16 protein-coding genes are annotated in these 21,780 nt (G+C 53.9%); all 16 read right to left on the bottom strand.

The window, feature by feature from the left end:
* Nucleotides 1-96: 96 nt before the first annotated feature.
* Nucleotides 97-1,542 carry a sigma-54-dependent transcriptional regulator gene (locus tag ACMTNU_RS06025; protein WP_413934325.1) on the bottom strand — a complete coding sequence of 482 codons (1,446 nt, stop codon included), beginning with the start codon at nt 1,540-1,542 and terminating at the stop codon, nt 97-99.
* Complete coding sequence (locus tag ACMTNU_RS06020; protein ID WP_413934324.1) at nt 1,539-4,718, bottom strand: PAS domain S-box protein; 3,180 nt, start codon at nt 4,716-4,718, stop codon at nt 1,539-1,541. Before ACMTNU_RS06020 ends, ACMTNU_RS06025 begins: the two co-directional genes overlap by 4 nt.
* Nucleotides 4,719-4,920: 202 nt before the next feature.
* On the bottom strand, nt 4,921-5,838 hold the full coding sequence (secF, locus tag ACMTNU_RS06015; RefSeq protein WP_413934323.1) for a protein translocase subunit SecF: 918 nt from the start codon (nt 5,836-5,838) through the stop codon (nt 4,921-4,923).
* Between the two features lie 62 nt (nt 5,839-5,900).
* Entirely contained in the window at nt 5,901-7,538 is a 1,638-nt protein-coding gene (secD, locus tag ACMTNU_RS06010; protein WP_413934322.1) for a protein translocase subunit SecD, read from the bottom strand.
* 39 nt (nt 7,539-7,577) lie between these two features.
* Nucleotides 7,578-7,925 carry a preprotein translocase subunit YajC gene (gene yajC, locus ACMTNU_RS06005; protein WP_413934321.1) on the bottom strand — a complete coding sequence of 116 codons (348 nt, stop codon included), beginning with the start codon at nt 7,923-7,925 and terminating at the stop codon, nt 7,578-7,580.
* A 15-nt stretch (nt 7,926-7,940) separates the two neighbouring features.
* A complete protein-coding gene (tgt, locus tag ACMTNU_RS06000; protein ID WP_413934320.1) occupies nt 7,941-9,119 on the bottom strand; it encodes a tRNA guanosine(34) transglycosylase Tgt in 1,179 nt (392 codons plus the stop codon).
* A gap of 20 nt (nt 9,120-9,139) precedes the next feature.
* Nucleotides 9,140-10,891: an arginine--tRNA ligase gene (gene argS, locus ACMTNU_RS05995; protein ID WP_413934319.1), complete on the bottom strand. Its 1,752-nt coding sequence runs from the start codon at nt 10,889-10,891 to the stop codon at nt 9,140-9,142.
* An 85-nt stretch (nt 10,892-10,976) separates the two neighbouring features.
* A complete protein-coding gene (locus ACMTNU_RS05990; protein ID WP_413934318.1) occupies nt 10,977-11,963 on the bottom strand; it encodes a glycosyltransferase family 9 protein in 987 nt (328 codons plus the stop codon).
* Nucleotides 11,960-12,598: a molybdenum cofactor guanylyltransferase gene (locus ACMTNU_RS05985; RefSeq protein WP_413934317.1), complete on the bottom strand. Its 639-nt coding sequence runs from the start codon at nt 12,596-12,598 to the stop codon at nt 11,960-11,962. Before ACMTNU_RS05985 ends, ACMTNU_RS05990 begins: the two co-directional genes overlap by 4 nt.
* A gap of 86 nt (nt 12,599-12,684) precedes the next feature.
* Nucleotides 12,685-14,457 carry a c-type cytochrome gene (locus tag ACMTNU_RS05980; protein ID WP_413934316.1) on the bottom strand — a complete coding sequence of 591 codons (1,773 nt, stop codon included), beginning with the start codon at nt 14,455-14,457 and terminating at the stop codon, nt 12,685-12,687.
* A gap of 56 nt (nt 14,458-14,513) precedes the next feature.
* Nucleotides 14,514-15,551 carry a c-type cytochrome gene (locus ACMTNU_RS05975; RefSeq protein WP_413934315.1) on the bottom strand — a complete coding sequence of 346 codons (1,038 nt, stop codon included), beginning with the start codon at nt 15,549-15,551 and terminating at the stop codon, nt 14,514-14,516.
* A 42-nt stretch (nt 15,552-15,593) separates the two neighbouring features.
* Entirely contained in the window at nt 15,594-16,898 is a 1,305-nt protein-coding gene (locus tag ACMTNU_RS05970) for a c-type cytochrome (protein WP_413934314.1), read from the bottom strand.
* 82 nt (nt 16,899-16,980) lie between these two features.
* Nucleotides 16,981-18,897 carry a cytochrome ubiquinol oxidase subunit I gene (locus tag ACMTNU_RS05965; RefSeq protein ID WP_413934313.1) on the bottom strand — a complete coding sequence of 639 codons (1,917 nt, stop codon included), beginning with the start codon at nt 18,895-18,897 and terminating at the stop codon, nt 16,981-16,983.
* Nucleotides 18,898-19,494: 597 nt separating this feature from the next.
* Nucleotides 19,495-20,442 carry a formylglycine-generating enzyme family protein gene (locus ACMTNU_RS05960; RefSeq protein ID WP_413934312.1) on the bottom strand — a complete coding sequence of 316 codons (948 nt, stop codon included), beginning with the start codon at nt 20,440-20,442 and terminating at the stop codon, nt 19,495-19,497.
* A 9-nt stretch (nt 20,443-20,451) separates the two neighbouring features.
* Nucleotides 20,452-21,369 carry a formylglycine-generating enzyme family protein gene (locus tag ACMTNU_RS05955; RefSeq protein WP_413934311.1) on the bottom strand — a complete coding sequence of 306 codons (918 nt, stop codon included), beginning with the start codon at nt 21,367-21,369 and terminating at the stop codon, nt 20,452-20,454.
* Nucleotides 21,370-21,401: 32 nt separating this feature from the next.
* On the bottom strand, nt 21,402-21,758 hold the full coding sequence (locus tag ACMTNU_RS05950) for a hypothetical protein (protein WP_413934310.1): 357 nt from the start codon (nt 21,756-21,758) through the stop codon (nt 21,402-21,404).
* Nucleotides 21,759-21,780 lie beyond the last annotated feature (22 nt).

Genomic DNA, 21,780 nt, shown 5'->3' with positions numbered 1-21,780 from the left:
CACGCTACTCCCTTCATGAATGAGTGACTCACACAATGACTCTTTTTTGTCCGCTGCCTTGCGTTAGAAGGCGCCCAACCGGCAGGAGACCAATCGCTAGGTCTCATCTTCTCCTTCGCTGTACGCCGATGGAATCCCATAGCGCTTACACTTTTCCCACAAGGCCTTTCGGGACAATCCCAGAATCTTCGAGGCGGTCGTGCGGCTCCCGTCGACTCGCTCCAACACAGACACGATATAGTCTTTCTCAAATCCCTCTCGAGCCGTGGCCAACGAGGTCATGGAGGCGACCTGTTTTCTGCTTCCCCCGGTCAACCCTTCACTGCAGAAGCCACAGGCTTCTTGCGGAGCACCTCCCTGATACGGACAGGACTGAAATCCACAGAGGTCGCTTGGTTGAACCGTCGTCTGATCTCGGCACAAGGCGACGGCCCGCTCCACGAGATTCTGCAATTCTCGCACATTCCCCGGATACGAATACCGCAGCAACAACTCTCGTGCCGGCTGGGAAAATCGGCGCAGCTGCTTATTGAGTTTCAGCGAACAGGTTTCCAATACATACTGAGCAATCACCATGATATCTTCTTGCCGTTGCCGAAGCGGTGGCACGAGGATCGGCACGACGTTGAGCCGGTAAAAAAGATCTTCCCGAAACCGCCCCTGCGCGACTTCCTTGCGCAAGTCTTTTTGGGTGGCACAGACCAGCCGAACATCGACCTCAATCGGCTCGTTGCTGCCGACCCGCTCAAAGACTCGCTCTTGCAACACACGCAAGAGTTTCACTTGTACGACAGGAGAGATTTCTCCGATTTCATCAAGAAAGAGTGTCCCCCGGTTGGCCATTTCAAACCGCCCACGTCGCTGGCGTAAGGCGCCGGTAAACGCGCCTTTCTCATGCCCAAAGAGCTCCGCCTCCAGCAACGTCTCGGGCAAGGCCGCGCAGCTGACCTTAATCAAGGGCGATCCCTTGCGCAGACTGTTCTGATGGAGGGCATTGGCCACCAATTCTTTCCCCGTGCCGCTTTCCCCGACAATGAGGACCGTGGAATCGGTTTCCGCCACCATCTTGATCTTGTCCAAGACCGCCCGCATCTGGCTGTTGGCTCCCAAGATACCGTGAAAGCAAAACTTGTCTTCGAGTTGATGTTTGAGGTCCTGATTTTCTCGCCGTAGGGCGATCACCCCGCCGATCCGCTCAATGATGAGCAGCAATTCATCCATCTGAAACGGTTTCGTAATGTAATCGAAGGCCCCCAGCTTCATGGCGCCAACGGCGGTTTCCACAGACCCATGGGCGGTAATCATGAGCACTTCCGTTTGAGCGGCCTTCTCCTTGGCCGTCTTGAGTACCGTGAGCCCATCGGCGCCCGGCAACCGCAGATCGGTGATGACGAGATCAAAGGCGCGTTTTTCAATAGCCTCGATCCCTTCCATGCCGGTCGCCGCAGCCTGCACGTCGCACCCGACTGCCTCCAGCGCATCCAGCATCGACAGGCGCATCAGCGGTTCATCATCGACCAGCAGAACAGCCAAACCTTTCATACATCCTTCTCCGCCAAGATACGCTCTCGCGACACAGGCAAATACAAGATGAAGGTACTACCCGTCCCGACCTCGCTCTCCACCGAAATTTTTCCTCCATGGCGCTCGACGATACCAAGACTCACGGAGAGACCCAGCCCTGTCCCCTCTCCTTCGCTCTTGGTCGTGAAGAAGGGGTCGAAGATACGCGGGAGTACCGAGGCCGGAATCCCGGCCCCGGAATCTTGCACGTCCACACGGCAGACGCCTTCCGACACGGAAGTCCGGATGGTCAGGACGCCGCCCTGTTTCATCGCTTGCACGGCATTGAGGATCAGATTCATCAGCACCTGTTCGATCATGTGCCGGTCGACCATGACAGGCGGAAGGCTCTGTCCCTGTATGATCTCCAGGCGAATTCCACTGGGCGCAAACAGATGGGTCGTCAGCGTCAGCACCTGATCGACGACTCGGTTGATATCGGCCTGGCTGAACGCCGGCTCGTGCTGTTGCGAAAAATCGAGCAATTGCCGGACGATTTTTTGCACACGCCGGACACCATGCTCCATCGACGTCCAATACTCCTCCTGGCGCGCCAGCGATGGTGTCCCTTTTCGAAGGTTGTAGAGACAGTTCAGGATCCCACCCAGCGGATTGTTGATCTCATGCGCCACGCCGGCCGCAAGTTTGCCGATCGACGCCAGTTTTTCCGCATTTTGAATCTGTCGCTCCAGCTTCTTGGTCTCCGTCATGTCACGCGCGATACCGAGGACTCCCAAAATATGACCGTCCACCCCTTGCAACGGCGAGACACTGACCATCACGGTGCGCAGCTCGCCCAGACGAGTCACAATTTCAACCTCGTACACCTGTTTGGCACCGATATCCAACGTGCTCTTCAGCCGGCGCCCACGATGGCGCCGTGACAGGAGCGAAAGATAGGGACGGCCGATCAGGTCATCCTTGCGATAGCCCCATGCATTGACCTTGCTGTTGACATAGGTGAACTGTTGATCCAGATCGAGCGTATAGATGACATCATTCGCGTTTTCAAGCAGATTCTCCAGATATTGCTTCGTCTCCTCGATTTCTCGCGTTCGCTCGCTGACTTTGAGTTCGAGATCTTCACGATAGGATTGGAGCTGGCGCTCGAGCTTCTTCCGAACGGTGATGTCCCGCAGCTGAACCATGACGAGAAGCGGGTCGGTTCCACCGACTCGAATCAGGTCCATTTCCACAGGAACCTCATGGCCGTCGGCATGGCGCACGGCAATCTCCTGGGTCGCGACCTGCCGCTGCTCAGTACAGACATCGGCCAGCCAGCCTTCGAACATTCCCTGATATTCCGGAAGCAAGACGTCGCGAATAGGCTTCCCGACAATCTCCGATTCCGCATACCCTAGGACCTGGGACTCCCGTTCATTCACCGCGACGACCTCTCCCGTCACGTCGACCATAAACACGGAATCCGCCACCACATCGAAGAGCGCCTTGTAGCGAGCTTGCGAGACCGTCAACTGCCTGGTGCGCTCCGACACGACCTGTTCCAATCCCACGGTATACCGCTGCAACTCCTGCTCCAATCGGCGTCGCTCCGTCACATCACGCACAAAGGCGCGAGAATGCACCAACCCACCCCGCTCGTGGTCGAACAGCGCCGTTGCATGAATTTCGACTTCGATCCGGCGGCCGTCTTTCGTCAGTAATACCGTCTCGATTGAACTCTGCCCCCGACACACCAGCTGTTCGAGATAGTGCAACACCTGGCCTTCCTGTCCTTGGGGCACCAGTTCCCACAATTTCATGGTCAACATCTCTTGACGGCTATATCCGAGTTTGTCGAGGCCTGTCTTATTGACATGAACCAGTCGCCCTCCTCGATCCAATTGGCAAATCATTTCAGGTGCATGCTCGATCAAGTCTCGATATTTTTCCTCCAGCTGTCTGATCTCGGCGATGCGCTGTTCCAATTGCCCAAAAGACAATTGAAGATTGGTGGCCATCTGATTGAACGCCCGCGCAAGCCCTTCGATTTCATCGCCGGTCTTCAGCTCCACCCGCTGGTCCAACCGACCGCTTCCGATCTGCTGAACTCCGTCGTGCAGCAGACGAACCGGTTTTGCAATCCGGCGAGCGACGAGAACTCCGATTCCGCCGAGCCCCAACGACACCACGACACCAAACACGAGTACTTTGGCGATCAATTCGCCCAGCGGAGCGAATGTTTCGGCTGGATCCTGGCGGACAATCGTCATCCAGCGCTTTCCGCCCAGGCTCTCCGGTTCAAGAAGATCGGTAAACCGCACCGGTGCTATCCCGATCAGTGCATCCTTGTTGCCGTGCCAATCGTCAGCCGCGATGACCCACCCTGGTTTCGCAGTGGCTATGGTGTCAAGAAACTCGGTATCGATCGAATGGGCTTCCGGCGCGAGGATCGGACAAATAACGACTCCACCATCAGTGGCCACCAACATGGCATGTCCCGTTGCACCAAAGGATTTCTCCGCGATCGATTGAAAGAGCGTATCGCGTCGTAACAGGATTGTGACGGCTCCGATCACCATCTGCCGGTGATCATCCAGAATTGGGGTCGCGACAGCCACTACATGCGTGCCAAAGGAGGGATCAAAGGTGATCTCACTCACATAGGGTCGTCGACTGCCGTTCTTGACGACCGCTTGCCACCAGGCCGTTTTCCCGTAGAAGTATTCGACTTGCGGAATGGAGCTGACGACCAACGCACCCTGCCCATCGGTCACCAAGATGCCGATGTAGTCCGACTTTCGAATCTCGTGCCACTGAATCAAGTAGTTGGTCACGATCCGATTGACGAACAGTGGGAACTCGCTTCGCTTCGCCCGCTGCCTCCATCGCTGCTGCCACTCCTTGATGATCTCAGAAATGCCGCGCGCATCCTTACCTTCATAGGTCCGGTTCGCCTCAACGACGGCCGTGCGGAGAAATGGCGTGGTCGCAAGCTGCTGGGCTTCGCTCATCCCTCGCGTGATCTGCATCTCGATCCGACGAGCGGCTTCCACGGCAATTTCCTTGAAATCCGCACCCGTCGTCTCGCGCAGCACTCGTCGTTCTTCCGCATAGATCAGGACAAGCAGGAGGGCAAGTGGGAGGAGGCCGACCATGACGATCGCGCCGATGATTTTCTGCTGGAGACTATATGGCCGGCTCCAGATCGTCATATGGATGATCCGCTAAGGATGCGGAAACCTGTGAAAGGTGAAGCGTATCTCGTGAAGCGTTCTGATTCAGAGGTTGCAAGTTTCCAGTTTCACGTTCTCGGAGTTATTTTCCGACGACGTGAAACCTGAAACGTTGAACCAGTGACTCTACTCCAGAACGAACGACGCTTCACGAGCGACGCCGTTCTATTCCACCATTCGATCAATTGCGTTTCAAGAGTCGGCCCTGCGTTCCGGGCCACAACAATAAGAGAGGGCTGGCCACAAATACCGATGAGAAGGTCCCGACAATCACACCCCCTAGCAGAGCCAGCGAAAAATCATGGAGGACTTCTCCGCCCGCCAGGGTTAATGGAATCAGGACCAGCACAACCGTCAAGCTGGTCACGATGGTCCGGTTTAAGACCTGATTGATCGCGCTGTTGATCGTCGCTTCCTCGCTCTCACGGCGACGCTGCTTCAGGTTTTCCCTGATCCGGTCAAAGACGACCACCGTGTCGGTCAGCGAATACCCTGCCAGCGTCAAGAGTGCCGTCACGATCAGCAGCGTGATTTCTTTATCCAAGATATAAAAGACGCCGACGACGGCCAGCACATCGTGAAAGGTCGCCAGTGCCGCTGCGACTCCAAAACGCAGCTCAAATCGAGCCGCAATGTACAGAATAATGCCCACAAATGAGATGACGATGGCCACGAGCGCATCTTCTTGAAGTTTCTTGCCGATGGTCGGACCGATCTCGGTGGTGGAGTCGACCACAAACTTATTGTTGGGGAAATCCTTGGAGAAGATCGCCACCACACGTTCCGCAACTTTTTCCTCAATCGTCGTGGAGGTCTTCACTCGAATGAGCAGCTTATTGTCCTGCCCGAACTCCTGCAATTCCGCATCACCGAGCCCGTTCGTCTCCAGAACCTTTCGAGCTTCGTCGATCCGGACCGGTTGGTCGAACTTCAGCTGAACCGCGGTTCCTCCGGCGAAGTCGATCCCCAGATTGGCCGCCCCTCTCGCAATCTGCACGAGCGCGATCAGCCCAAGCAGCACCATGATGCCAGAAAAGAGAAAGGCAAACTGGCGCTTACCCATGAAGTCAATGTTGGTTTTTCCTAGAATCTCTAACATGCGCGCTCCCTTTTGATAGCCCTGAGTCTCACCTTGAGCAGTCAGTATCGATGGCATCATGGTTAAATGCTCAGCGCTTCAACCTTCTGCTTCTGATATAAGAGATCAAAAATCACTTTCGTCCCGACCAACGCCGTAAAGAGATTGATCGCGATACCTAAGCACAGCGTCACGGCAAATCCCTTGATCGGCCCGGTCCCAAAGAGAAACAACGCCACCCCCGTAATCAAGGTCGTGACGTGTGAGTCGATAATGGTGAGCAAGGCCTTGTCGTACCCCGCATCGATGGCCGACCGCACCGCCTTCCCACTTCGAAGCTCTTCCCGAATACGCTCAAAGATCAGGACATTCGAGTCGACCCCCATCCCAATCGTCAACACGATGCCGGCGATCCCCGGAAGAGTCAACGTCGCCGTTAAGGCGGACAACGCCCCCATCAGACAGATGAGATTCAAGGCTAACGCAAAATCTGCAATGAGCCCGGACAGACGGTAATATACAATCATGAACACGACGACCATGACCCCAGCAATCAAGGTCGCCCTGACTCCCTTATCGATAGAGTCCTGCCCCAACGACGGACCCACCGTCAGATCTTGAACGATCTTCAACGGTGCCGGGAGGGCGCCGGCCCTCAACACGATGGCCAGATCGTTGGCCTCCTGGGTGGTGAACGTCCCCGTAATTTGCGCGCGCCCTCCGGCAATCCGTTCTTGGATGACCGGCGCGGAATAGATGGTGTTATCCAACACCACGGCCATGCGCTTTTTGACATGTTCCGCGGTGATGCGCTCGAACTCTTGCCCACCCTTGGAATCGAAGGTGATCGACACGTACGGATCGTTGAATTGGCCGATGGCCACCCGCGCATCGCTCAGGACATCGCCGGTCAACATCACGCGTTTCTTGACCACGTAGGGGGCGCGAAATTCAACCCCCGTGTCCTTGTCAACCACCCGCTCGAACAAGATCTGATCGCCTTCAGGCAGCTTGCTCTCAAACTGCTGCAGCACCTCAGCCTCTTTGTCCTTCGTCACATGCCCCGGCAAGTCCAGCCGGATGTCTTCATCCAACATTTTGAATTCGAGCAATGCGGTTTCCTTGATCAAATCCTTGGCGCGCTTGGGATCCTTGACGCCCGGGAGCTGGACGACGATCTGCTTCAAGCCCTGCCGCTGTACGATCGGTTCCGCGACCCCGAATTGATCGATTCGGTTTCGAATCGTTTCCAATGCTTGATTGATCGCCGAATCCTTGATGCGCTTGGTCTCCGCCTCGCGCAACACCCATACAACCGTCGCTGCCGATTCCGCCGATTCGTTTTCGACGAAGCTCGGAAAGCTATCGACCAGCTTTTGGGTGGACGCCTTGGCCTCGACATTTGGGACTTGAATTGTAATTTGTTCATGTCCGACCCGCTTGACCGAGTCGACGACGATCTTCTTCTCCGTCAGGAGGTCTTGCAACGCCGTGACCGATCGATCCACCGCGATTTCCACGGCACGATCCTCATCCACCTCCAGTACCATATGGATGCCGCCCTGCAGATCCAACCCCAAGGTAATGCCCTTATTCGGCAGAACCGCCTTCAACCAGCTCGGCATGGTTTGATAGAGCGGCGGGTAGGAAGGAAGAAATGAGACGAACGATCCCACCAACACCAGTGCCAACAACCATAAGCGCCCACCTACTTTTTTCATCTCGCCCCCAACCCCTTATCCTGTTTGGCCAACGCAGCGCTATTCTTTATCTTTATCTTCATCTTCCGTACGCAGTCGGGAAATATTCTCCCGCTGCATCTTGATCTTGGTATTGTCGGCGATTTGCAGCGTGACGGTATCTTTCCCAAGATTGGTGATGGTTCCCCAAATGCCTGAGGTGGTCACCACCTTGTCGCCCTTTTTGACGGCGTCCAACAACGCCTGTTGCTGTTTTTGCTTCTGTTGCTGCGGCCGAATGAGGAGAAAGTAAAAAATCACGAAGATGAGCAGAAAGGGAATCAACGACAGAATCCCTCCTGCTCCGCCACCCGCAGCTGCCCCGCCTCCGCCTGTTCCTTCCGCCCATGCTAGTGATTCCATCAACATCGCACATCTTCCCTTCTATGTCTGATAACTATTTTCGCATTCTCGGTGAGAGTTCGACTCACCTTCCCCTGAACACTCTCTTGCGCTCGATTGATCACGCTGACGATAAAAGGCCTCGCGGAAGGCCGGGAACCTCTTCTCCCGCATGGCTGCTCGAACACCACGCATCAACTCGGAAAAATACCAAAGATTGTGGATCGTGTTGAGTCGAGCCCCCAACATCTCTTTGACCATGAAGAGGTGATGCAGATACGCCCGAGAATACCGGGCACACACCGGGCACCCACAATCGGGATCAATCGGCCGTTCATCATCCGCGTATTTCGCCTGCTTAATCACAACCCGCCCTGACCTGGTAAAGAGCGACCCCGTTCTCCCGTGGCGCGACGGAACGACGCAGTCAAAGAGATCGACCCCTCGAGCAACGCCCTCGACTAAGTCTTCCGGAAGTCCCACACCCATCAGGTATCGAGGTTTCGACTCCGGCAACTCCGGAACCGTGACATCGAGCATCTTGCACATATCCGCCTTACTCTCACCGACGGACAATCCACCGATGGCGTAGCCCTCGAACCCCAACGTCACCAGATCCCGGGCCGATGTGACGCGTACGTCAGCCTCCAATCCACCCTGAACGATCCCGAACAACGCCTGGTCCGTCCGACGACGCGCCGCTTGACAGCGCTCTGCCCAGAGCTTGGTCCGGCGCACTCCCTCCTGCACAACCTCTCGGTCTGCAGGAAGCGCCACGCACTGATCAAGCACCATAATAATGTCGGCCCCTAACGCCTCCTCAATCTCGATCGCCTTCTCCGGTGTGATGACATGCGTCGAACCGTCGATATGCGATTGAAATGTGACGCCATCATCCGTGATCGCGCACAATTTCGCCAAACTGAAGATCTGAAATCCTCCGCTGTCCGTGAGGATGGCCCCGGACCAGCCGGTAAAGGCATGGAGCCCGCCCATCTCTGCGATAATCTTGTGCCCAGGACGCAGGTACAGATGGTACGCATTATTGAGCATCAAGCCAAACCCTAACTCCTGCAGATCCTTCGGTTCAAGCCCCTTCACCGGCCCCAGGGATCCTACCGGCATGAACGCCGGAGTCTCAATCGTGGCATGGTCTGTCGTCAACTGACCGATGCGACCGTTGCTATGTGGGTCGGGGTGGTGAATGTGGTATTGCATCATCGTTCGTGGAGGGTGGTGAACTACATCTGTTCAGGAGCCGACAGCCCCAACACGTCTAGCCCATTGTGAATCACCTGCTGGACCGCTGCCATCAAGACCAGCCGTGCAGCTGTGCGGCTGGGTGTGAGCACTTCAGTCGCCACCGATTCATCAGCATCTGGCCCACCAGCCGGAGGGAGAATCCGGTGCTTGTTATAGAATGTGTGCAGGAGCGCCGCCAACTGCTGAAGGTAATACGTCACCCGGTGCGGCTCAAAAGCCAGCGCGCTTGCCTGAAGCACCTCGGGATACGCAGCCACCTTCTTGATCAAGCCCAACTCGTCCGGATCCGTAAGTACCGTGAGATCCACGTCACTCGCCGATGGACGGACAATGCCTCGTTCAGAGGCGACACGCCAGAGGCTGCAAATTCTTGCATGAGCGTACTGCACATAGTACACCGGGTTGTCGCTGGAACGCTGCTTGGCCAACTCCAAATCAAACTCCAAGTGAGTTTTGGAATCCCGCATGAGAAAATAAAACTTCGCCGCATCAGCCCCAACCTCATCAATCACTTCCCGCATGGTGATGAACTCACCGGTCCGCTTGGACATCTTCACTTCGACGCCGTCCCGGAGCAGCTTCACCAGCTGAACCAATACGACCTGGAGACGATCTTTGGGATGTCCGTAGGCCTGCATGACGGCCTGCATGCGTGGAACATACCCGTGGTGGTCGGCACCGAACACATTGATCAGGAGATCATAGCCACGCCGCAGCTTGTCATGATGGTAGGCGATATCGGAGGCCAGGTACGTATACTCACCATCCTGTTTCTTGACAACACGGTCCTTTTCATCGCCGTACAGGGACGCCCGAAACCACCATGCACCCTCTTGGTGGAACAGGAGCTCCCTGGCTTTCAATTCATCCAAAGCCTGTTCAATGGCTTTGGATTCCAGAAGGGACGCTTCGCTGAACCAGGATTGGATCTCGATGCCGAACGACCGAAGGTCCTCACGGATAAGTCCCAGCAGCATTTCATACGCAAGCGACCGACAGCGAGCTTCAAGATCGGCAGGATTCAGCTTTTCAGCAACACTGTCGAGCTGGGCCTTGATCTGCTGGGCCACCGCTGTAATGTACGAACCATGATAGCCGTCTTCGGGAAATGCGATGGTCCGTCCGGACAATTCTTGGTACCGAGCATAGACGGATGCGCCCAGCAATTTCATTTGTCGTCCGGCGTCGTTGATATAATACTCGCCCACGGCATCGTACCCGATCGCATTCAATAACCGGACGACGGCCTGTCCAACCGCAGCTCCTCTACCGTGGCCGACATGCAACGGACCAGTCGGATTGGCGCTCACATACTCAACCAACACTCGACGTCCAGCCCCAATATCCGTTCGGCCATATGACTGGCCCTGCACCGCGATCTCTCGAACAACTTCCTGCCAAAGAGCCGGCTTGACGGTGAGATTCAAAAACCCCGGCCTCATGATTTCCACACGATCAAACAATCGGTCTCGCTCAGGGAGGTTGTCTACAATGATCTGCGCAATATCATGAGGCGCCTTCTGCTCAGAAGCCGCCAGAGACATCGCCACGGTTGAGGCCAGGTCTCCCCATTCCGGTCGCTTGGGGGCATCCAAACTCAGCGTCGGCCAGACCGCCGTCCGTAGCTGCCCCTTTTGCTTTGCCCCATTGAGAGCCGTGAGCAGAGCGGTGGCGACCTTTCCTTGCACGATACCTGGCGACAAAATAATTCCCTCAGCCGTGACTAACACACGGAAATCAACGGAGCACTCTAGCATTATGAGATAGCGAGAGACAAGGCGGTTTACTTTGAATTCCGAGGGGTTCCGGCCAATACTATGTTAATCCAGCCGCTTCGAGCGATGTGAAAATCTGATCCGTCGGCACACCCAAACAAGGCTTTTCATGACATTCTCGCACATCATCCCATGATGGACAGAGACAGGATGGCCCTTGCACAATCGTCACGTGATCCCCAAGAGGTCTCCACCGAGCTGGGTCGGTTGGTCCAAAGACGGCAACAGTGCGGACACCGAGGAGAGCAGCCAGATGGGTCACACCCGAGTCATGACCGAGATAGAATCCCGCTTTAACCAGAATTCCGGCAAGCGCCGTGAGTTCAAGATTTTGAAGAATTGGAGGTCTTGGCCTGATGACCTTCAGTAGGTGCTCAACCGCATGCTGATCAGCCGGTCCCTCGATGACAACCGGGAACAGGCCCTTTTGACCAAGCCCCTGAATGACATCCGCAATGGTAATTGGATGGAGACACTTGTGCGCGCTGCCGCTTCCAGGATGCACCAGCACAAATGGCCGTCCCCTCGGAATCCCGATACGCTGAAGACAGGCACTTCCCGTTTCCACAATATCCGGAGAGACTTGGACAAATCTCTCTGACAACCCATCACCGGCGGGTTCTTCCACTATTTCAAGAAAACGATCGCTTTGATGCTTCGCGCGTAAGACAGGAGAGGATGGAGATTGGATCCATACTTGTCCAATATGGAATTCCCGGAAAGTGGCGCGAAGCGCGTCCTCGTTGTCATCCATCCAGGCAACTGCAGCATCACATCGATTCAACCACGTCTTGAGCTCACCCGGTAGTGGAGCGCCCCTTGAAAAGAGCCCGGCCCCACCTGGTCCGTCCCACGACATCCAGTGATTGACGATGCCACACGTGACAAGCAATCGACCGATAGAACCCTGGGCAATCAGCAGAATCTCTCGCCCGTCGTACCGAGCTCCGAGTCGCCGGATCGCCGGTACGGCCAACAAGACATCTCCCAGAGCGCCCGGATGCACAATGACTAACGACCGTGTCATGCGCGTTCTGAGGGAGCACCGCCTCGGTCTTCCCTTTGATCAGCGCAGAGGGAGCGAGCAAGCTCAAGATCGGACGGTGTATTGACATTCAGAAACGATCGCCCCTCGGGGTCAATTTTTCGAATCTCATCCTCCGTGATCAGACGCACACGGAGTGCAGGAGTTGTAAGCAGCCTTTGTAGCTTGAGATCACCGCTACGAACGAGCGCCTCCACAACCGACAGACAGTTTCGGCTGTAGACCGCATGAGTCGGTTGAGGTCGACCGTTCCAATAGCCAAGAACGATATCCACCTCGTCTTTTACGTCAACCATATACCGTATGAGATCGGCATGGATAAAGGGCATGTCACAGGCAGAGAGAAAAATATACGGCGTCGCAGCCTGATGTAGACCGGTATACATCCCCCCGAGACTTCCGCACGAGGGAATCAGATCACGAAGGACCGGGACAGGAGTTTCGAGAGGCTGACTATCCTGAGCAATAACGATACAGACACGCTCAAAAATCCGAGAAAGGATGTTGCAACTCCTTTCCAGGAGGGTCTGCTCCCCCACGGTAAGAAATCGCTTATCAGCTCCCATCCGCCTACTCTTTCCACCTGCCAGAAGAATCCCTGTGACATCGGAGATCATGAATCCATCACCGTCCAAAATAAAAAAGGGGGTGGGTTACCCCACCCCCTTCAAGCTGACAACCTCAGCTCTAGTTTCAAATGAAACTACAGCGTCTTTCCTTTTTTCTTATTTGAACGGCGGGTCAGAACCCACCCCTCAAGGAGAACCACACCGACAGCAATCACGACCGGATAAATATACGTTTCCTGAGGAACCGGTGGATTCATGAAGGTGTAGTAGAAGGCCGACACGGCCATCTTACGGCCTGCATCACCATTATGACCATCCCAGGCAAAGAAGACGGTCGGGATATACTGGCCCACCTCAAAGAAGGTATCCTCATCGTAATCCTGATCCTTCTTATTTCCCACTGGCCGCTGAATCATGACGTACCACCGGCCATTCTTCCACTCCGCCTTCAGAAGCTTCATGGCCTCTTCGTAATTATCACGCTCTTCAAAGTCCTTATCCCAGCCAGTCCCTTTGAAGGCACGAAGAGATCCATCTGCTTCCCACTTCACGATGTCCACAGGGAATTGTTCGTTCGTGCCGAACAAGTACCGCGGCTTGATCGGAGCCGGGAGTTCTTTCCACTTGACGGCGGTTTCAATGGCAATGGCATCATTGTAGACCGCATAATTATTCTGCTGAGCTGCGATGGATCCCTCTTCTCCGGTCTTGGGATCCTGTTCTTTGATATCGATATTGACTTGCGTAGGAGCCCACGGGAGCTTCCCCTCTGCCACGCTCTTCGTCCGGTCATCCCACTCAAGCAGATAGACAATGTGCTTATCGTTGTAGAGCGATCGCACCCAGATATCATCGAGCCGATTCACAAAGTTCCTCGGCTTGTGGGTAATCTGTCCACCCATCGCCACATATCGCTTTGGAGCCTTTTTCCATGCTTCATGCTCAAGATCGGTCGGGATTTCCCCTTCGACCATATCTGATGGAATGACGAAATTGATTTTTGGTTTATCAGTCAGAGGATCAATGGGTAATGGGTTACCCAACGGATCTCTCTCACAGAGAGAGTTGACAAAATTGGCAATATCCCAGCGTTCATCTACGCTGGTGTTGTCTGCAAATGAAGGCATCGGTGTCCCGTTGATACCTGTTGAGAAGGTTCGAAAAATATTGCTCACATTGTACGGGTCCTGACGGCTGCCACGGAAATTCCAGCACTTATGCCAATTGGCCGGCTGAATGGAGAAGCCCCAGTCGTCCTTCAGGTTGAAGGCGTTTCCATCACCCCGACCTTCCATCCCATGACATTCCACGCACTTTTTTTCGACGATTAACTCACCACCGCGCTTCTTACTTTCGTCGGTAGCAGGCTTTGGCTTCAAATCAGCCAACTGCAGCACCGTCTGAGACTCGGACTGCTTATCGGTGAATTTCCGATCTTTGACGAGTTGGGTAGTCACAAAAGAAAGGACTTGCTGCCTCTGCTCCTCGCTCAAGATACCTTCCCACGGGGGCATCGCAGAACCGGGGAGACCGTGCGTCACAGTTTCGAAGAGATCGTTTTGACCCGGAATCGGTTTCTTGGCATCAAACAACGGCAACTCGCCGCTGGCCGTATGGCGAATTTTAAAAGTACCCTGGTTGAAGTTGCGCGGGCGAGGCCAGAGACGATCGGCACCAGGTCCGTCACCGGCTCCATCTACCCCGTGACACCATACGCACTTTGTAAAATAAACTCGTTTCCCTGCTTCAATCATTTCCGCCGAAGGTTCAGCTGCAAGCTCACCCTTTTTGAAGCCCTCAGGAAGTCCTTGCGCTGAAACCGACGAATATCCCGCAGTAGACACTAACACCACTCCGAAGGCTGCAGCCGCGATGATCCCGGCCTTCTGAGTCATACTGTCCATCATGTTTGGCCTCATAATCTTCATTATGTTTGGTTTGGCATTATCAAGAGAGATGGCGACTAATCCCAAGTCCGTGGATAGTAGCCGGTGTGCCAATATTCAAACAAAACGACTTTCCAAATTTCATCCACGGTCAGGTGTTGTTCCCATGGGGGCATGACTGATGCCCAGGGAAAACCTTCATTAGGCAAACCGATACCGCCCTTCGACACACGCCAGAAGATAAAGGTTTCTTGCAGCTGCGCGATCGTACCTGGATCGGTAAAGTTTGCTGGAATCGGATTGAAGGCAAAGGCGTGAAGCCCTCGACCATTCAGGTTATCACCGTGGCAGAAATGGCAATTTTGGAAGAAAATCTCTCCACCCTCCCTGACGTACTTCAGATAACCTTGGTTTTTTTCATCCCAGGGATTGGCATTTGGCTTCATCAAACGCCCCATTCCCTGCTCAACAATATTGGCATTCGAAAACTCTTGATCGTACTTCCCTTCCGGGTTGACCCGATAGGGGTTCTGGGAAGTCTGGAGCGTATACGTCTTCCCGTGCACCTTCGTACTGGCAGGAGGCGCAGGATGAACCGTCCGAAGCTCGATAGGCTCTTCAGACTTCGGCATCATTGCATTGAAGGAAAATCCCCCAATAAGAATTGGAATGAGCACGAGGTACACATATCTGAGCAGCCTGTTTATTCCTGTCTGTGCATCAAGGACGTTCATGATCGGCTGCTTAAACTTCTTCCAATCCTCTTCATTGGCAGACACCCACATGAACACGGTGACAAGTCCCACCGTTCCATACATCGCGCGCACGCTGAAAGGAATTGGCGGATAGACGCGATATTTGAGATAGACCATCAGAAAGATCCAGAAGCCGATCCCTTGCCAAAACCTCGGGAGAGCCATTCCCATTGCATTCATCATATAGCTCAACCCGGTAAAACCGATCACATAGCATGCCACTTCGAGCAACAGCTGGATCGGCATATACCCTTCGACTAATCGCACGGTAGTGGATGGAACGACATCAAATATCATTCCACCCAATAGGAGCAGCCCCGCTACCCCTATCAAGGCACCAAGAGACATCAATGCTTTCATCGGCAAACTCCCTTTACTCTCCGCATGACAGATAACCGGATCCTAAGAAACCTTTGGTGGTGGCGCTCCGGTTTTCACTTGCGACAAGTAGTCAACGATTTTCTTCAATGCTCCAGCGCTCAATTTTTGACCAAAGATAGCCGGCATGGTCTTATCCGGGAATGGTTTTACAACATAGGCGCTCGGATCAACGATGGACTCCATAATATATTCAGCAGCTGACTTTGCCGTGCCCTTGTAGGCTGGATCCTTTATACGTTGCGGAGCCGTTGTCCCCTCTTCGAGCTTGGGTCCAATTGTCCCCATGGCACCAGGAATACCAGGGATGGTATGGCATGACACACACTGAGCCTTGGCAAAAATTTGATCAACTGGCTCTGAACCATCCGCCAGCAGCGAGGTGGCCCCTGCAGGCTTGTCGTCTGCCTGCTTGGGTCGATCTGCCTCGGGAACGAACTTCTCATACGACTTCACAATTTCATCGAATGAAGGAGGCTCGACTCCCTCTCGGGCATACATCCATGTGTCAACCGCTGCAAGCTCTGCGAGACTGAGAGATATCGGCGGCTTATGGATCGACGGCATCGGGCTTTCTTTATCGTTCGTACCCTTTACCCCATAACCGGCAACGACATAGCAACTGGGACAGGCGTGTGATTCTGCAATATATTCCTGCACAGTTTCAGCAGTGCCCGAACCAGGGAATGCTTCCTTGACGGAATACTCACGCTTAGACGGGTTACCCTTAGAATACTTGGGGTCTTCCAGTCGCTCTTTGCGAGTCGGTAAGCCCAACAAGTTCGGCGCTCGCTCACCGAGCATCCCAGCATGGAAGGCATGGCAAAGCGGGCATTGCCCCTTACCGATTGCACCTTGCTCCTTATTCTTTCCGACGCCGCCAAAGATAATTTCCTCACCCTTGTCAGCGAGCTGCTGAGTGGACATGGTTTCCCACGTAACCTTCTCCTCCACCGGGGGAAAACCGCCTTCCACTTGGGGAAGCCAGTTCCCATAACCGGATAGAAACGCAGCCACGAAGAACATCATGCCACCGATCTTTAAGAGGGCGCTAAGGTTGGTGAAGTACAGCGCCATAATAAAGGTGGTCACCGTGATCATCACCAATGAGACCGGAAGCAACCGGCTTTCGCCATAGAAGTTCGTCTTATAGTTGGCGATCGCCATAAAGAGGAGGAAGCAGGAGATAATCCCAATGAACGTCTTAAATACTGCGCGCTTCTTCGCAGCAGGGTCGCTGATGCTTACCTGAAAATAAACCAGCAGACCCGCAAGGATGGCCAGGGCCATCCAACCCATCGACAGTGCTTCTGCAATCAAATTACCCAAGGTCGTGACCTCCTACAGCTACAACACTGGCGAGGATATGTCCCCACCCGTCCGTTGAGCCGACTATCAAAGAAGACACAGGTTAATGACTGGGCGCCGGCTGCGGAACACTACCAGGTATTCCGGCTTTGGACTCAACCGGAACCTTTTTCGCCGTTAAGCTACCCAACCAGAAAACAAAGAGAATCGTAATCCAGAAAAACAACACATTGGCCGAAATCATATTGGCGGCAAATCCTACCGTATGGGTATAAGCCCAAGGAGAATTGTCGCGCATGATCTCATTGACATGCCAGAAGAGCCGGACCGATGAGCGAATATAGCCCATCAATCCCATCATCCAGGTAAACGCGGTCGCCAACATAATAAGAGCATATTGCGAGCGAGCGGAAATCTTCCCCCACTCAATCGGCCCCATTTGCTTGGCCCCCTTCATCATAAAGCTGTTCAGCGCAAACATGAAGAAGAGACAGGACAGGGTTGTCGCCACCTGAGGAACAGAGAGACCCACCCGAACGTTTGCCGGAATATAATATCCGTACACCGCGAGGAAAATAATATTGAAATAGGCGCAGCCGAAGAACACACCCATAAAGATGTTCCCGAACTTCGCCCAGGATACAGTTGAGACTTTATTGCCTCGCATATACCAGACGAAACTCAAGACCGTAGTTGTAATGATGACGTTAATGCCTCCGTTTTTCGCAGACATAACCCCATAGTTACCTAACACTGGGTGCTGCTGACCTCCCATGGCCTTCAGCTCCGCCGGAGTCATCACCATTGTGTGCGGAGTAATGAAGACCATGTAGCCGCAGGCGAGCAGGAAGACCAGGTACTTGATGTATCGTTGATATTTCTCTGCCCCGCGCATACGCCCCATGGCCTGCCAGAGATAGTAATTGGTGCTTAAGAACAGAATCCCGATCATGGTGGCCTGAATAATAAACAACCAGGCAAGCAAACCACCCATCAGCGTGATACCCATCTGCTGACGATAGGCATAGACCTCGCGCATGAGCCAATATCCGGCAAATGGCAATGGAATCAGAAATGCCACACCCAATGCCATAGCGATATAGCCCATCCAGTCGTAGTGAGCTCGGTCTTCATCTGTTTTTGAGGCCAAGAACTTGTACGCAGCATACGCCGCAACCACACCACCGCCGAACGCCATATTACCCAGGATTCGGTGTAGGTTAAGCGGGTTCCACAGTGCAGTGTGAATCACATGCCAAATATTTCCGAGGTAGCGGCCCTGCTCATCGACCCCGGCGGGCGACATCATGAAGCCGATCCACGAGTTGGCAAGGAACATGAGCAATGTTCCAATGACGTTCAAGACCACCGACATGCTCAAATGGATCCACTTCAAGAACCCCTCTCTCATCTTGTCCCAGCCATAGTAGTAGATGTAGAGAGTTCCGCTCTCCGCCACAAACATCAATGCATAGATGTGCATGACAGGACGGAAGATGCCCGACAAATATGAGAAGAAGGCCGGATACAGAGTCAGGAAGGTAAAGATCAGAATACCTCCCAAAATGGCAGTGAGAGAGTAGGCCGTAAGACTGATCTTAATAAAGTCATACGCCAATTGATCGTAGCGCTTCGCGAGCGCTTTATCCTTCGTCACAACTCCCATAAACTCGATGATCATGCAGAAAATCGGCACGGCCAACACAAAACTGCCGTAATAGAGATGCTGCTGGTTCGCAAACCAGAGCAACACGCGACTCTCAAAGTTATACCTCGGATAGTCCTTCACACCATCCGTCGTCTTAGGAGCGGGAGCACCAGACACGATACCCTCGGTCTTATAATAGACATCCCGACCTTTTTCGACTTTATCCCCGTCCTTCTTTACCGCATCGCCCGCATGAGTCTCTTCACCGATGGCCAGTGAAGGCAGCGCCACGACGACCGGAAGCAGAAGGAGGCCGACCATCATGCAGAGCGCCACGATCGAAAATATGCGCTTGCCGACTAAAAGGCCCATGGAATACCTCCTTAATACCCTACGTTAAATGTATGATTTTCAGAATACCTGACAACACCTTCAGGAGGGCTTAGTTTTTGAAGAGATACCAAAAGTCCAGCCCCTGCATATCCATGAGGTAGTGGTCAACCAACACAAAATAACCAACGGTAATAATAAGAGAAACAACAAGTGCTATGACTGGATTGTTAAGCGCGCTCATCTTCTTCTTCCTCTCTTCTGTCGACCAATGCCATCAATCAGTTATGCCGGACAGGCTCCTCACGCAAGACAAATTCCACTCACGACTCAACAAGGGCACTGAATACCGGCAAACCAATAGAAAAACCATAATCCGACAGCACAAGTGATGTAAAAAATCATCTTCCCAATTTTTACTTTAAGCTCGCTATCAGGGGTAGCTGTTGCCATCGTCATTTCACTCCAGATCAAGATAGTTAGTAAGGGATAGAATTCAGAATTACTGCATTTTCTTGACAGGCACCCGGCCCTGTGTTATCAAAATTTCTCAACTTCTAACGCGAATCAGAGAGGAAATTGTGTCGAAAAACTCAAAAGTGTTTGACATTATAGTTTTGGCCGGAATGGTTGTCAACATCATTTTGGCCGTGTTTTTGATCCTCTACTACTTTGATTTCCTGTAAATTCTTCTGGTTTTTCCTTCTCTTCCCCAATCGTACCAGAGGTCGAATTCGCACAGCGGAATCCGATCGTTTCATCTCGAAAATCTTGCATCATCTTGCTTCGGCTGGTAATCCGAACATCGCCACCTGCTGTCGTGTATCCTCCCCCGCGAAGCACCCGATAGGTGCCATACTCGGGGCTCGGTGGATTGTGATCCGGTGAACTCTTATAATAAGTCTCATCGTACCAATCAGCCACCCACTCCATGACATTGCCGGCACCATCCATCACTCCATAGGGACTCTTGTCGCTCTGGAATGTACCGACACGCGCCGACGCTTCATAACCATCCTGCACACGAGCCCAATTGGCCCCATCAGGTTGCTCCTGATCTCCCCACGGCCAGAGCCTTCCATCCGTGCCGCGCATAGCCTTTTCCCACTCAGCTTCGGTCGGAAGCCGCTTACCCTTCCAACGACAATACCCGTCCGCGTCCTCCCAGGACACATAGACGATGGGCTGATTGATCCCACGCACCTTGGCTCCGCTCTTGGCATAGCGCGAAGGGAGTCCTGGTTTTCGATGCCCCGTGGCGACAACAAACTGCTGATACTGGTAGTTCGTCACCTCATACCGATCGATCGCGAACGCATCCAGATAGATGGTTCGTTGCGGACGTTCATCGAAGCCTCCGCCCTCAGTTCCACGAACGAACGGCCCCGCCGGAATCGTGACCATGTCACCAGAAAGAGGTTCTTCTCCGGGAGCACTGTCCGCCATCGACACTACTTCGGCGGTGGGATCAGACGTCGGCTTTTCGTACGGCGTGACCGTGGTCCCTCGCATAATGGCGACAATGGGCATCGCCGCGCATGCCAGAACCACCAGCAAGAAGACAAGTTTAAATTTTGACTCGAGCATGCCGCCCTATCACTCAGCTCCCGGGGCTGAAGCCGGGTCCAACTCACTCGCGCAGCGGACACCGATCGTGACATCAGTACGCCAATGTTTTGCCGCAAACCGCTTGGACAGCCTTGCGTGATGCTCTGTCTCCCTCCAAGAGCCTCCCCGCACGACTTTTAAATCTGCATTTTCAGGCCCCTTGGGATCACGAAACGGAGATTTCTTGTAGTAATGCTCGTCGTAGGAGTCCTCAACCCACTCCGCCACATTTCCCGTCATGTCGTGAATGCCGTAAGGACTGCGCCCAGCCTCAAAGGATCCTGGAGGAGCCAGATACTTATAGCCATCCTCCGTCCCGTCGACATTGGCCGCATTGACGACGAACTTGTCTCCCCAGGGATATCGTCGCTTACTCTCACCTCGACCGGCTTTCTCCCATTCCGCTTCCGTCGGCAGACGCTTCCCCGCCCACTTGCAGTAGGCCGCCGCCTCATCCCACGAAACACTCATCGCCGCAAACTCGGGTTTCAAAATCTTTGATTGATCATCGTCAAACACCTCGATCCTCGGCATCCCCCGCTTCGTCATCTTTGCAAACCGCTGATATTCTTGTTGCGTCACCTCGTTCCGATCGATATAGAACCCTTTCAAATAGACCTGATGCTCGGGCGCCTCATCGGGATCTCCGTCATTGCTTCCCATCGTAAAAGGCCCTTCCGGGACTTGCACCATTTCCCGCCCTTCGTCTCCGATCTTAGTCTTGTACATGGAGAAATCCTGAGTGGGCAGACTGCTGGCCGTCGGTCGCGCTTCGGACTTCACGGACGCCGCAAGCTGTTTCATCTGCTTGGCCTTGTAGGATTCGTAGGCCAACAGACCAATCATGAGAAAGAACGATGCAAACACAAAGATAATGGAGCCGACTAAGACACCTTTATTTTCCACACATACCTCGACAATCCATACACACATGAACCCTACGACGGCGACGTCCCAGCCCGCTCTGCCGCCGCCTTCTTCGCTGCACGCACATCGAGCAACATCGAAATCTGAACGCCGAGAAATCCGCCCATGGCCGCTCCAGCTCCAGCCCCAACCCAGATTCGATCAGCACCGGCCATCAACCAGGCCAACAGGCCACCCATGACCGTGCCGACCAGAATGCTCACGAGAAACCGGCGCCCACCAAGAAAGCCGATCACGACACCGAGGCCGAGCCCAACAAGAATGGCGACCGGCATCAGCCCCCCGCCCATCGTCGTCCCAATCAGGGTCCCGACGGTCCCCATCACGACAATGCCAAGGACAATATCTACGACCTTGTGACTCTCCATCACGCTAATCTCTCAGAACCCA

The sequence above is a fragment of the Nitrospira sp. BLG_1 genome (assembly GCF_047338595.1).
Classification (GTDB): Bacteria; Nitrospirota; Nitrospiria; order Nitrospirales; family Nitrospiraceae; genus Nitrospira_D.
This window is presented reverse-complemented; position numbering and strand designations above follow the sequence as displayed.

Excerpts from the sequence above, each read along its gene's own strand:
- ACMTNU_RS06025 (WP_413934325.1), bottom strand. The coding sequence starts at position 1,542 with ATGAAAGGTTTGGCTGTTCTGCTGGTCGATGATGAACCGCTGATGCGC.
- ACMTNU_RS06020 (WP_413934324.1), bottom strand. The coding sequence starts at position 4,718 with ATGACGATCTGGAGCCGGCCATATAGTCTCCAGCAGAAAATCATCGGC.
- secF (WP_413934323.1), bottom strand. The coding sequence starts at position 5,838 with ATGTTAGAGATTCTAGGAAAAACCAACATTGACTTCATGGGTAAGCGC.
- secD (WP_413934322.1), bottom strand. The coding sequence starts at position 7,538 with ATGAAAAAAGTAGGTGGGCGCTTATGGTTGTTGGCACTGGTGTTGGTG.
- yajC (WP_413934321.1), bottom strand. The coding sequence starts at position 7,925 with ATGTTGATGGAATCACTAGCATGGGCGGAAGGAACAGGCGGAGGCGGG.
- tgt (WP_413934320.1), bottom strand. The coding sequence starts at position 9,119 with ATGATGCAATACCACATTCACCACCCCGACCCACATAGCAACGGTCGC.
- ACMTNU_RS05990 (WP_413934318.1), bottom strand. The coding sequence starts at position 11,963 with ATGACACGGTCGTTAGTCATTGTGCATCCGGGCGCTCTGGGAGATGTC.
- ACMTNU_RS05985 (WP_413934317.1), bottom strand. The coding sequence starts at position 12,598 with ATGATCTCCGATGTCACAGGGATTCTTCTGGCAGGTGGAAAGAGTAGG.
- ACMTNU_RS05980 (WP_413934316.1), bottom strand. The coding sequence starts at position 14,457 with ATGATGGACAGTATGACTCAGAAGGCCGGGATCATCGCGGCTGCAGCC.
- ACMTNU_RS05975 (WP_413934315.1), bottom strand. The coding sequence starts at position 15,551 with ATGAAAGCATTGATGTCTCTTGGTGCCTTGATAGGGGTAGCGGGGCTG.
- ACMTNU_RS05965 (WP_413934313.1), bottom strand. The coding sequence starts at position 18,897 with ATGGGCCTTTTAGTCGGCAAGCGCATATTTTCGATCGTGGCGCTCTGC.
- ACMTNU_RS05960 (WP_413934312.1), bottom strand. The coding sequence starts at position 20,442 with ATGCTCGAGTCAAAATTTAAACTTGTCTTCTTGCTGGTGGTTCTGGCA.
- ACMTNU_RS05950 (WP_413934310.1), bottom strand. The coding sequence starts at position 21,758 with ATGGAGAGTCACAAGGTCGTAGATATTGTCCTTGGCATTGTCGTGATG.